Here is a 12,961-nt window from a genome sequence, read left to right as displayed (position 1 = left end):
AACACCCCGGAAAAACAAAGGCCCGGGAATTCCCGGGCCTCTGCAGGTCTGCCGCGGCGTCAGCCGTGGCTTACCAGATCACCACCTGCTGGTCGCCGCTGCGGGCCATCGGCGAACCGGCCTTGCACTGGAACGCGGCCGCGAAGGTCGGCAGGTTCGACGGCGCACCCATGGCGCGGAACTGCGCCGGGGCGTGCGGGTCGGTCGCCAGGCGGACCTTGGCGTTCTCCGGGGTGTACTTGGTGCGCCACACGGTGGCCCAGTTGAAGAAGAAGCGCTGGTCGCGGGTGAAGCCGTCCACCTTCGGGTCTTCCTTGCCGGCGCTGGCCTTCTGCAGGGCATCGTAGGCGGTAGCCAGGCCGCCCAGGTCGGCGATGTTCTCACCCAGGGTCAGGTGGCCGTTCACCGCCTGGCCGTCGACCTTGTACTGGTCGAACTGCTTGACCAGCTTGCCGGTCAGGCCTTCGAAGTTCTTCTTGTCAGCGGCGGTCCACCAGTCTTCCATGTTGCCGGTCGGCCCGAAACGTGCGCCCTGGTCGTCGTAACCGTGGGTCATTTCGTGGCCGATCACCGCGCCGATGCCGCCGTAGTTCAGTGCGTCGTCGGCCTTCGGATCGAAGAACGGCGGCTGCAGGATGGCGGCCGGGAACACGATCTCGTTCTGCAGCGGGTTGTAGTAGGCGTTGACCGTCTGCGGGGTCATGCCCCACTCGGTCTTGTCCACCGGCTTGCCGATCTTGGACAGGTTGAACTTGTAGTTGAATTCGTTGGCCGCGCGCACGTTGCCCAGGAAGCTGTCGCGCTGGGTCTGCAGGCCCGACCAGTCACGCCACTTGTCCGGGTAGCCGATCTTCGGGGTGAAGGTTTCCCACTTGGCGATGGCCTTGGCCTTGGTTTCATCGCTCATCCAGCTCAGGCCCTGGATGCGGTCCTTCAGCGAGGCGGCCAGGTTCTTCACCAGTTCTTCCATCTTCGCCTTGGCTTCCGGCGAGAAGGCCACCTTCACGTACAGCTGGCCGAACGCTTCACCGGCGTCATTCTCGATGGTGCCCAGCACACGCTTCCAGCGCGGCTTCTGCTCCTTCTGGCCGTTGAGGGTCTTGCCGTAGAACTCGTAGTTCTCCTGCACGAAGGCGTCGGCCAGGTACGGCGAGGCGCTGTCCACGGTGTGGAAGCGCAGGTAGGCACGCCACACCGACGGATCGGTGTCGCCCAGCGCCTTGCTCACTTCCTCATGGAAGGCCGGCATGGCCAGCGAGAACTTCTCCGGTGCGGCCACGCCCTGCGACTTGAAGAACTCGGTCCAGCTGAAGTTCGGGGTCAGCTTGTCCGCGTCGGCCACGGTGACCGGGTTGTAGTACAGCTCGACGTTGCGCGACAGTTCGACGCGCGACTTGGACGCCTTGGCCAGGCGGGTCTCGAACTTGACCACGTCCTCGGCCTGCTTGGCAGCGTCGGCAGCAGCGACGCCGGACAGCTCCAGCACCTTGGCGACGTGCGCCTGGTAGGCCTTCAGTTTGTCGGCGTTCTTGGCATCGGTGTAGTAGGTGCTGTCCGGCAGGCCCAGGCCGCCCTGGCTGGCGTAGGCCATGTTCACGGCCGAGTTCTTGAAGTCGGCTTCGGCGCCGAAGCCGAACAGAACGTTGTCACCCTTGGCGGCGCTGGAGCGCAGGTAATTGGCGATGGCCGCCTTGTCCTGCAGGCCATCGATCGCGGTCAGGTCGGCCTTCAGCGGCTCGATGCCCTGGGCGTTGATCTTGGCCTCGTCCATGCCGGTGGCCCACAGGTCACCGACGATCTTCTCGATGTGGTTCGGGGTCTTCACCTGCGCGACCTGTTCGGCCAGCTGGTGCTGCACGGCCACCGAACGCTCGTCGAGGATGGTGAACGCGCCCCAGCTGGTGCGGTCGCCCGGGATTTCATTGGCGGCCAGCCACTTGCTGTTCACGTAGTCGCCGAAAGCGCCGCAGGCGTCCTTGCTGGTATCGAGGTCGCTGGGCTGGAAGGCGTTGTAGGCCGGCAGCTTGCTCTCGTCCAGGGTGTACTGGGTGGCTTCGGCGGCAGCCGGCGTGGAGGCGATGGCGTCCTTGGCCGGGGTTTCGTTCTTGCCGCAGCCAACCAGCGCGGCCGAAACGGCCAGGGTCAGCAGCACGATCTTGGGAGTACGGGTCACTTTGATGGCCTCCAGGCCGAGTGAGTCAGGGAAGGGCCGCAGGGACGGCCGTGGGCCGAACGATACGCCGCCGGCCTGCCCTGCAAGGGTGTCGAAGGTCATGGCCGGGCGCAAGGGGCCGACGGCGACGCGCCACGAAAGGAAAAAAGAAGGGCCCGTGCGGATCGCACGGGCCCTCCGGGTCAACGATGCTGCCGGATGATCAGAAATCGTATCGGGCAGTGAAGCGGAAGTAGCGCGGGGTCGAGTAGTTCAGGTCACGACCGTACTCCGGGTTGTAGTCCGCTGCGCCGCGGTACGGCGAGGCGGCGTAACGCGAGTACGTGCTGCCAGCCACCTGGCGATTCAGCAGGTTGATCACATCGGCCTGCAGGGTCAGGCCCTTCGCCCAATCCGGCGTGTACGCGACATTCAGCCCCAGGTTGAACTGCCACGGCGCCTTGCCGTGCGAACCGCGCGGCGAGGAACCGTAGTCCGCCGACGGCGGCACGTAACCGGCCGTGCCCGGTGTGGTGCCGCTGCCCGGCAGGCCGCAGTACCAATAGTAGGAGCCATCGTAGAGGCCCTTGTCTGGGGTCGGGTACATGCTGGTGCAGTTGTTCGGACGACCTTCGGCAACGGTCAGGCTGCCACCCACGCGCCACTCGGGGGTCAGCTTCATGTAGCCGAACGCCTTGAGCACATGGCCACGGTGGTTCGGCAGCAGCCCATTGGCGCCCTGCATCAGCTGCGGCAGATCCCAGTCCTGGGTGACCGACACATCTTCCTGGCCACCGGTACCGGTATCCAGGTCGGAGTTCAGCTGGCCTTCGGTATTGCCGTAGTTGCGGCTGAAGGTGTACATGACCTTGCCGTACCAGTTGTCCGTACGCTTCTCCAGGAACAGGTCCAGCGCGTAGTACTTGCGCTTGAGCTTGGGCAGGCCAAGGTCAGCTGCCGAATAGTGCACCTTCTCGTAGCTGCCATCGGCCTGTTCTTCCCAGAAGGTGTTGCCCACGCCGGGGTTGAACAGGAAGCATGCGCCGCCCAGCGCGGGGGTGCAGGTGTCGTCGATCGCGCTCTTCAGTTCGCGGTAGGTGAACTTCGCGCCCCAGACGGTATCAGCCGCAAGCTGCTGCTCCATGCCAATGATGTACTCGTCCTGGTAGTGCGACTTCATGTCCACTGCGGCCAAGGTGCGCGGATTCGGCGCACTGCCGCATTCCAGGTTGCTGGCGACAGCGTTGGTGCCCGGGCACAGGTACCCCTTCGAGGCATCGACCGGAATGGAATTGAGCCCCGTCGGTGCACCGGTGGTCGGATCGACGCCGGTGTAGGTGAAGTACTCGTTGGTGTTGAGCGAGCCGGAGGCTGCACGCACTGCCACGTTGTTCGGCATGGCCAGGTGGTAGCGACCGGCATTGGCGAACAACTTCAGCGACGAGTCGCCATGAACGTCCCAGGCCACGCCCAGACGCGGTGCCAGCTGCGTCTTCTGGCTCGCATACTTCTCGCCCGTGCCGGTGTAGTTGGTGAACTGTTCGTTGCGCAGCCCCAGCGATAGCAAAACGTTGTCCGAAACCTGCCAGCGGTCTTCGATGTACTGCGAGGCCTGCTCGGTCTTCGGCTGTGCCAGCTTGGTGCTGTACAGGCGATAGACGTAGTAGCCCTGTGCGCCCAGGCCGCCACCGGAAGCTGCCGAGCTCACGCCGTGCGATGCATCGATCGGGGTGTTCGGGTTGGTGGAGCGACGATAGATCCAGCCGTAGCCGCCGGGATACTCGGTGCCGGTCAGCGACTCTGCATCCTGGCGGTCGAAGCCGAAGCGGAGTTCATGGTTGCCCAGACGCCAGGTCAGGTCGATACGCCCGCCCTTGGTCTCGTCGAAGGCGCCGTCGGCGTTGACCAGCGAGGTCGTGCTCTGGCAGCCGCTGTAGTTCAGGCCCGGCACGCGTGCAGTGGTTCCGGCACTGATGTACGGGCAGCTTGCGTCGTAGTTGTACAGGCCCTGCGAGTGTTCGATCTTCTGGCGACCGTACAGCGCCGACAGGGTCAGGTTGTCGGTCAGGTAGCCGGTGTACTTGCCGATGTAGAGTTTGGAGTCTTCCTTGGTGCTGATGCCGCCGGTCTGCACGTCGCCATGTGTGAACTTGTTGTAGTCGAACGAGTAGTACTCGGCGTCGTACTTGGTAACGTCAGACACACCTGTCAGCTCGATGACGTGGTTGTCGGTGATGTTCCAGTCGATCTTCGCCGTCCAGCGCGGATATTCATAGGTGTACTCGTTCCAACCGCGGGTCAGGTTGGCCGGGCTGGTGTTGGTCGCGTAGCGGGCGCTGGTGCCGTCAGTCTTGGTGAACTCGCCGTTGACGAAGAAGAACAGCTTGTCCTGGACGATCGGGCCGCCGACATAGGCACCGGTGGTGTTCTGCCAGGAGTTGTTCTTGTTGCGGTACTGATACAGCTTGCCATCGGTCTGGTAAGCCGCGCCGCGCGGATCATTGGCGGTGAAGTGGCCGGTGTTGGCGTAATACATGTTGCGCGGAGATGCGCGCAGCGATTCCGGGCTCCAGATCTCGTACGCACCGGCCTTCCATTCGTTGGTGCCGCGACGGGTCACGATGTTGACCACGCCACCGGTGGAGCGCCCAAAGTCCGCGCCATAGCCGCCGGTGAGGACCTGTTCCTGGGCGATGGCCTCAAAGGGCAGTGTGGTCGAGCCGATGCTGGTCAGCGGGTTGGTTACCGCAAAGCCGTTGATGTAATAGGCATTCTCCGACGCAGCAGAACCGCCGAAGCTGGGTACGCCGCTGTAGCTGTTGCTGGCGATCGCACCGGGTGCCAGCAGGGCAACAGCAGTGATGTCGCGCGGCAGCGGAAGGCTGCGCAGGTCTTCGTAGCTGAAGACGGTCCGGGTATCGACCTGCGAAACGTCGATCGATGCCATCGACGCGGCGCGCACCACGATGCCGTCCAGATCAGTCGCCTTGCCGCCGGCGAAGGAAACCTCGGTGCCGGAGGCGATGTTGACCGCCACGTCATTCTGTGTCGTGACCGTGGCGCCGTCACGGCGCAGTTCCACCGAGTAGCGGCCGTTGGGCAGGTCGGACACGCGGTAACGACCATTGGCATCAACCGGCAGGGTGCGCGTGGCGCCGGTCCCCAGGTTGCGGACAACCACGCTCGAACCCGTGCCGGCCGGCGCCTGGCCGTAGATGTAACCGGTCACGGACTGAGCGTGAGCGATCGAGAAAAGGCAACCAGACAGGGCGGTAGCCAGCGCCGCGCGGCGCCAGAACTTCGTTTGCATCAGGACTCTCTCCGGGGTGTAGTGGGTGCGCCTCGTGGCCAAACAGGAACGCGGTCACAAACGGCGTGCCTCATTTATAAATGCCTCGTGAACAAAAATGCAATGAATCCTGAATGAAATTTTTCAGGTGAAAAGACTTGGAAAAGCCCTGGGTTGGTAAAATTCGCCATACTGGAGCTAAGTTCTGGGAAAATGCATCTAAAATAATTGTCGTGTGATGGGCGACGCGATCGCCGCATGAGGTGGAATTGTCATATTTTTCTGACATTCATGAATCCAGCCGCGAACGATCGGGGATGGTCACCGACGCGCAGCATCCGGAGAGATGCGGTGGAAGACCCACGCAGGCAAAAAAAAGCCCCGCCGGAGCGGGGCTTCTGCTTCCATGTGCGCTTGGCTGCGCTTACTTCCCGCCGAAGTCGTACTGGGCCTGGACGTAGATCGCCCGTCCGTAGGCGTTGTACAGGGAGTTGTTGTACGGCACGTCGATGTTGCCCGCGTAGGAGTGCTGCTGGTTGTCCGGCACCTTGTTGAACAGGTTGTTGACCATCAGCGAGAACGTCAGGTTGTCCATCGCGCGGTAGTTCACGCTCAGGTTGTACGTCGTGTAAGAGCCCCACTTGCCAGCCTTGTAGCCGGACGTCGGATCGACATAGTCATAGCCACGGCCCAGGTAGGACAGGTAGTTCGGCGTGCGGCCGATGTAATTGAAGTACAGCGTGGTGGTGAACTTGTCGATCGCCCAGCCGATCGAGCCGTCAGCCCGGACCTTGGCGTAGGAGTCGTACACCCACATTGCGTACGGGTTGCCCAGCAGATCCAGGAACGGGTCGTTGAGCTGCGGCTGCAGTTCACGCTTGAGCATGTTGGTGTAGTTGCTGGAGAACTGCAGCGAACCGAAGCGACCGATGTCCTGTACGTACTTGAAGCTGGCAGTGACCGCCTCGAGGTTCTGCCGTGCCACGTTCAGCTTCGGCGTGTAGATCTCCTCCAGCGCGCCGGTGGCATCACGGGTGACCCAGTTGGCCACTTCCTCGCAGGTGGCGCCGGCGGTGTTGGTCAGGCCGTTGCGGCAGTAGTACTCGGCCAGCAGCAACTGGTCGGAGCTGAGGGTGTTGACCTCGTTCTTGATCTTCCAGTTGTAGTAGTCCAGGGACACCGACAGGTTGTTGATCGGCGCCCACACCAGGCCCGCGTTCCACACATCGGCGGTAATCGGCTTCAGCTCCGGATTGCCCGACTGGGTGCCGAACACCGACACGCTGCCGTAGCGGCAGTCGACCGTGTTGGACGGATCGAACCCGAGCTGGCCACAGCGGTAGTAATCCTTGGACCCATTGGCGTAGTAGCCGCTCTTGCCCTGGAAGGCATCGGGCAGGGACGGGGCGCGGAACGCCGTGCCGTACTTGCCGCGGACCAGCAGGCTTTCGAAGGGGCGGAACTCGAGGCCGATGCTGTAGGTGGGCTTGTCTACGGTATGGCCGGCGATCTTGAAGTTGTCGTAGCGGCCGGAAGCGGTGACCGTCAGCATGTCATGCAACGGCAGACGCAGTTCGCTGGTGACAGCGTAGTTGCTGCGATGGCCGTTGCCCGCCACCGAGGTGGTACCGAACACCGTGCCGTCGGTCAGGCGCACGTCCGGCGTGTAGTTCCACCCTTCGCTGCCGCCTTCAACCACGGCGGCAAAGCCGGCGTCGCCACCGGGCAGCTTGAACAGCGAGCTGTTGGTGATCTGCGCGCGGGTCTGGGTCTGCCAGGTGCGGCTGCGGCTGGTGGTGAAGCCGGTGAAGCTCTGGAAGGCCCCTTGCGGCAGCTGGGAATAGAAAGCGCCCCAGTTCGGGTTGTAGATGTTGTAGCCGTCGTCGGTCTGGCCCAGCACCGGTCCCAGCACGTTGTCGGCAAACCAGTTGTTGATCGGGTCGTTCCAGCGTGCATAGCCACGCTCGTTGAGCTTGTACTCGCCGCGGGTGACGCTGGCCTCGTAGTCCCAGTTGCTGCCGATCGCGCCGCGTGCACCGAGCGTGACCTGATAGGACTTGCTGCGGTCGGTATTCATGATGTCGCGGTAGCCAATGCCGCCGATGTCTTCGGGTGCGAACACGCGTTGCAGCCCCAGATAGCGACCACTGGACTGATCGAAGAACGGACCCATGCTGATATCCGTGCCCCAGTAGTTGTAGCCGGCACCGGTGTTGTACTTGACGGTTTCGTAGCTGTAGAGGACATCGCCGAACAGCTGCAGGTTGTCATTCACATCGTAGGTCAGCGACGAATAGAACTGGCTGCTTTCCTTGCTGTTCTTGATCGTCTTGTAACCCGCACCGAACGCGGAGCCGCAGGATTGTCCAGCGCGGCGCGTACCGAGGATGGTGGTGCCGCCGAACTGGCCGGAAACGCCGGCGCAGTTGTTCGGATCCATCATCAGGAAATCATTGGTATCCGCGTCGAAGACCAGGAAGTCGTTCGAGGGCAGCTGGCGCGTGTAGCCATGCGGATTGTTCTGCTTGGTGATGTCGCGCTGGTAACCCCAGATCGGGTTGGTCTTTTCATACTGCACATTGACCAAGGCGCGGAAGCGATCGTCCTTGCTGTTGAAGCCATTGGCGCCGCTCACGCGGAAGCTGGCGCCACCGCCATCGGAATAGGCGCCGCCGCGCACGTTCAGCGTGCCGCCGTCCATGCGTTCCTTGAGGATGATGTTGACCACGCCGGCGATCGCGTCCGAACCGTACAGGGATGACTGGCCACCGGGCAGCACCTCGATGCGGTCGACGATGTCGATGGGGATGCCGCTGATGTTGTTGAACGCGTCGCTGCCGTTGTACAGCGCCGGATACGAGAGCATCGGGCGGCCGTTGATCAGGTACTTGGTGTAGCCCGGGTTCAAGCCGAACATGCCAGCCGCTTCAGCACCCTGGGTGAAGGATGCCGAGGTCTGGCCGCCTTGCAGGCCGCCGGTGGTCAACGAGGACTGCTGCAACACTTCGGCAACGCTGGAGAAACCGCGCGCCTGAATCGCCTCGGCGCTGATGGTCAGCACCGGCGTCTGGTTTTCGATCTGCGTCTGCGGGATCAGCGAGCCGGTGACCGTGACCCGGTCGAGGTTGGTCGCGGCCTTGCTGCTGTCCTGGGCGAGTACGGTGGCGCTGCTGCCGGCCAGCAACAAGCCGCAGGCGACGGCGTGGGTGAGCGGGTGGTGCGAGAATGCGAAGCGACGACGAGACATGCGATTACTCCGTGTGATCGTGATGACGCGTGTATCCCTTTCCTGGGATTTCGATTCTGTTCAGCTGCTTTGCCTATGCGGTTTAGCGGCGTAGCGTCAACGTAACACACGCTTAACGTGCCTTGCGCAGTTCTGTAACGGTCGGTGACGGACGGTTGCGCGCTTGGTGAAAAGCCCCTTCTCCACAGGCATTTCTGCCGTTTTCCGGATTATCGGAAAGCAGGGAAAATGAATATTTGATAAATTCAACTGACATTAACAATCGATACGTCGCGGGCTTTCCCCATGCCGCATAGAAGGAAAAAAAAGGCCCCGCCGAAGCGGGGCCTGGTCCAGACACGAAGTCCGGAAAACGACGGGATCAGAAGTTGTACTTGACCTGGGCCGAGATCTGGCGGCCGTAGACGCTGTAGAAGCCGTCATTGAACGGGGTCGATTCGTTGCCCGGGTAGTTGTAGCGCTGGCCTTCCGGCAGCTTGTTGAACACGTTGTTGACCATCAGCGACAGGACCAGATCGTCCTGTGCCTGGTAGTTCATGCTCAGGTTGTACGTGGTGTACGAACCCCACTTGCCGGCCTTGGCGCCGGAAGAGTGGACATAGCCGTAGCTGCGGCCGGTGTAGGCCAGGTAGTTCGGGGTGCTGCCAACGTAGTTGGCGTACACGGTGGTGGTGAACTTGGCGATGTTCCAGGCCACCGACAGATCGCCACGGACCTTGGCGAAGTTGTCGTAGTACCACATGTTGTACGGATCGCTCAGCAGGTCGAGCTTGGCGGCGCCCGGCATCGGCTGCACTTCACGCTTCAGCATGTTCGTGTAGTTGCCGGAGAACATCAGCGAGCCGAAGCGGCCGATATCCTGCTGGTACTTGGCCGCCACCGTCACCGCTTCCAGGTTCTGGCTGGCGACGTTGAGCTTCGGCGTGTACACCCGGGTCAGGTTGCCGCCGGCATCGCGCGACACCCAGTCGGTGACGTTCTGGCAGCTGGCCGAGGTGTTGTTCGGCAGCCCGTTGTGGCACTGGTACTCGGCCAGCAGCAGCTGGTCGGTGCTGAGGGTCTTGACCTCGTTCTTGATCTTCCAGTTGTAGTAGTCGGCCGACAGCGAGAAGTTGCTCACCGGGGCCCACACCACGCCTGCGCTCCACACGTCGGCGGTGATCGGCTTCAGGTCCGGGTTGCCGGACTTTTCGCTGTACACCGAGGTGTTCTTGTAGAACGAGCAGGCCTCGTCACGCAGGCCGTAGCCCAGCTGGCTGCAGCGGTAGTAGTCATTCTGGCCGGACGAGTACGAGCCGCTCATGCCCTGGAAGGCATCGGACAGGGTCGGTGCACGGAAGGCGGTGCCGTACTTGCCGCGCAGCAGCAGGCTCTCGATCGGACGGAATTCCAGGCCGATGCTGTAAGTGGCCTTGTCGACGGTCTTGTCGGCGATCTTGAAAGCGTCATAACGGCCCGAGGCGCTGACGGTCAGCTTCTCCAGCAGCGGCATGCGCAGTTCGCTGGTGACCGCGTAGTTGCTGCGGTGGCCGGCGCCCGCGACGGCGGTGGTGCCCCACACGTTGCCGTCGACGAAGGCCTGGTCCGGCGAGTAGTCCCAACCTTCGCTGCCACCTTCCAGCACGACGGCCAGGCCGGCGTCACCGCCCGGCAGGCTGAACAGCGAGCCGTTGGTCACCTGCACGCGACCCAGGTTCTGCCAGGTCTTGCTGCGGTGGGTGCCGTAGCCGGTGAAGCTGGCGAACTGGTCCGGGGTGATCGGCGAGTAGAAGGCAGCGTAGTTCGGGTTGTAGATGCCGAACGTGGCGGTCGGGTCCTTCGGGTCGGTGTAGGTGCCCAGGCGCGGGCCCAGCACGGTCTGGCCGAAGAAGTCCTCGATCTTGTCCTTCCAGCGCACGAAGCGGTTCTGGTCCAGGCGGTACTCGCCACGGGTGAAGCTGGCGCTGTAATCCCAGTCGCCGACCATGCCCTTGCCGCCCAAGGTGACCTGGTAGGCGCGGCTCTCATCGGAGTTCAGGATGTTGTTGTAGTCGCCCTCGCCGATCTCCTCCGGCGCGAAGGCGCGCTGCAGGTTCACGACCTTGCCTGCGCCCTGGTCGTAGAAGCCACCCATGACCGACTTCGTGCCCCACCACAGGGCGCTGGAGCCGGAGGTGAACTCGGTCTTTTCCTTGCTGTACAGCACGTCGGCGAACAGCTGGAAGTTGTCGTTCACGTCGAAGGTCATCGACGAGTAGAACTGGCCGCTGTTCTTGCCGTTCTTCAGGGTCTTGTAGCCGGCGCTGTACACCGAACCGCAGGACTCGCCCGACGCGCGCTTGCCGACGACGGTGGTGCCGTCGTACAGGCCTGCCACGTTGGCGCAGCGACTCGGGTCCATCATCAGCAGCTTGTTGTCTGCATTGGTGATGACGGCGAAGTCGTTCGACGGCACCTGCGCGGTGTAGCCGACCGGGTTGTTCTGCTTGGTGATGTCACGCTGGTAGCCCCAGATCGGGCTGCCGTTCTCGATCTGCACGTTGACCAGCGCGTGGAAGCGGTCGTCGAACGCGTTGAAGCCCTTGGCTGCGCTGAAGCGGATATTGCTGCCGCCGCCTTCGGTGTAGGTGCCGCCACGGACGGTCATCGTACCGCCGTCCATGCGCTCCTTCAGGATGATGTTGACCACACCGGCGATCGCGTCCGAGCCGTACAGCGAGGACTGGCCACCGGGCAGCACTTCGATGCGCTCGACGATGTCGATCGGAATGCCGCTGATGTTGTTGAAGGTGTCGCTACCGTTGTACAGCGCCGGATACGAGAGCATCGGGCGGCCGTTGATCAGGTACTTGGTGTAACCCGGGTTCAGGCCGAACATGCCGGCTGCTTCAGCGCCCTGGGTGAACGAACCCGAGGTCTGGCCACCCTGCAGGCCGCCGGTGGTCAGCGAGGACTGCTGCAGCACTTCAGCAACGCTGCTGAAGCCGCGGGTCTGGATGTCTTCGGCGGTGATGGACATCACCGGGGTCTGGGTTTCAACCTGGGTCTGCGGGATCAGCGAACCGGTGACGGTGATCTTGTCCAGGTTGGTCGCCTTGTCCTGGGCCATTGCCGGGGCGGCGGCCATCAGGGCGGAAATCAGGGCGACGGCGAGCGTGTTGCGACGTGCGGTGTTGCTTGCGTATTTCATGTAGTTCCAATAGAGAGCAAAAACAAAAATCGGCACTGCGCATGCGCCATCGTGCGCGCTGGAAACCAGCTCCGCAGCCCAAAACAGTGCTTCAGGAACGTAACATGAACTTAACAATCTGTGCACGAATCTGTAGCAATCCTGAATTTCAGTCAGGCTACGTCCAGCTTGTATGATGTTGGGTTATTCCCCCTGATACAGCTGGTGCCCGTTGTGAACAGTTCCCCCCGCCGCCCCCATGCCAGCCAGGTCCAGAAGGGACTGACGCCACATGCCCGCATCCGCAATGTCATCGCGGTCGGCTCCGGCAAGGGCGGCGTGGGCAAGTCGACCACCGCGGTCAATCTGGCCGTGGCGCTGCAGCAGCTGGGCGCACGTGTCGGCGTGCTGGACGCGGACATCTACGGCCCCAGCGTGCCCGCCATGCTGGGCTTGTCCGGGCGGCCGGAAAGTCCCGACAACAAGAGCATCGAGCCCCTGCGCGCGTTCGGCGTGGACACGATGTCGATCGGTTACCTGATCGAAGAGGACACGCCGATGATCTGGCGCGGTCCGATGGCCACCTCGGCAATGACCCAGCTGTTCAACGACACGCTGTGGGATGACCTGGATTTCCTGCTGATCGACCTGCCGCCGGGCACCGGCGACATCCAGCTGACTCTGACCCAGAAGATCCCGCTGGCCGGTGCGGTGATCGTCACCACGCCGCAGGACATCGCCACGCTGGATGCGAAGAAGGCGCTGAAGATGTTCGAGAAGGTCGAGGTGCCGGTGCTGGGCATTGTCGAGAACATGGCCGTGCACACCTGCAGCCACTGCGGGCATGTCGAGCATCTGTTCGGCGAGGGCGGTGGCGAGCGCATGGCCGCGCAGTACGGCGTGCCGCTGCTGGGATCGCTGCCGCTGCAGATCGGCATCCGCGAGCAGGGCGATAGCGGTACCCCGATCACCGTGGCGCAGCCCGATTCGGTGCCGGCGCAGGCCTACCGCCATGCCGCGCAGCGCCTGATCGAGGAAGTGGGCAAGCGCCCGCGGGCGTCGATTCCGATCCTGTCGTCGCTGCTGTAAGCACCTCGGCCGGTGCCGTCGGCGATGCCCGGCCCC

General features: G+C 63.0%; 5 protein-coding genes. 1 reads left to right on the top strand and 4 read right to left on the bottom strand.

The window, feature by feature from the left end; translation table 11 throughout:
- Positions 1-70: 70 nt before the first annotated feature.
- The 4 genes from Q9Q79_RS14580 to Q9Q79_RS14565 form a co-directional block, all read right to left on the bottom strand.
- Positions 71-2,173, bottom strand: a complete 2,103-nt coding sequence (locus Q9Q79_RS14580) for a M13-type metalloendopeptidase (protein ID WP_138969941.1) — start codon at positions 2,171-2,173, stop codon at positions 71-73.
- 202 nt (positions 2,174-2,375) lie between these two features.
- Positions 2,376-5,381, bottom strand: coding sequence for a carboxypeptidase regulatory-like domain-containing protein (locus Q9Q79_RS14575; RefSeq protein ID WP_258390965.1), 3,006 nt, complete (start codon positions 5,379-5,381; stop codon positions 2,376-2,378).
- A 484-nt stretch (positions 5,382-5,865) separates the two neighbouring features.
- Positions 5,866-8,688, bottom strand: a complete 2,823-nt coding sequence (locus tag Q9Q79_RS14570; RefSeq protein ID WP_201861798.1) for a TonB-dependent receptor — start codon at positions 8,686-8,688, stop codon at positions 5,866-5,868.
- Positions 8,689-9,049: 361 nt separating this feature from the next.
- Entirely contained in the window at positions 9,050-11,857 is a 2,808-nt protein-coding gene (locus Q9Q79_RS14565; RefSeq protein ID WP_012480903.1) for a TonB-dependent receptor, read from the bottom strand.
- 213 nt (positions 11,858-12,070) lie between these two features.
- Here Q9Q79_RS14565 and apbC point away from each other — a divergent pair, with 213 nt between their 5' ends.
- Positions 12,071-12,925, top strand: a complete 855-nt coding sequence (apbC, locus tag Q9Q79_RS14560) for an iron-sulfur cluster carrier protein ApbC (protein WP_024956337.1) — start codon at positions 12,071-12,073, stop codon at positions 12,923-12,925.
- The last annotated feature ends 36 nt before the right edge of the window (positions 12,926-12,961 follow it).

This window comes from Stenotrophomonas sp. a6 (assembly GCF_030913325.1).
Lineage (GTDB): Bacteria > Pseudomonadota > Gammaproteobacteria > Xanthomonadales > Xanthomonadaceae > Stenotrophomonas > Stenotrophomonas maltophilia.
Note: the sequence above shows the minus strand (reverse complement) of the source record. Positions and strands in the feature narration are given on the sequence as shown.

Excerpts from the sequence above, each read along its gene's own strand:
- Q9Q79_RS14570 (WP_201861798.1), bottom strand. The coding sequence starts at position 8,688 with ATGTCTCGTCGTCGCTTCGCATTCTCGCACCACCCGCTCACCCACGCC.
- Q9Q79_RS14565 (WP_012480903.1), bottom strand. The coding sequence starts at position 11,857 with ATGAAATACGCAAGCAACACCGCACGTCGCAACACGCTCGCCGTCGCC.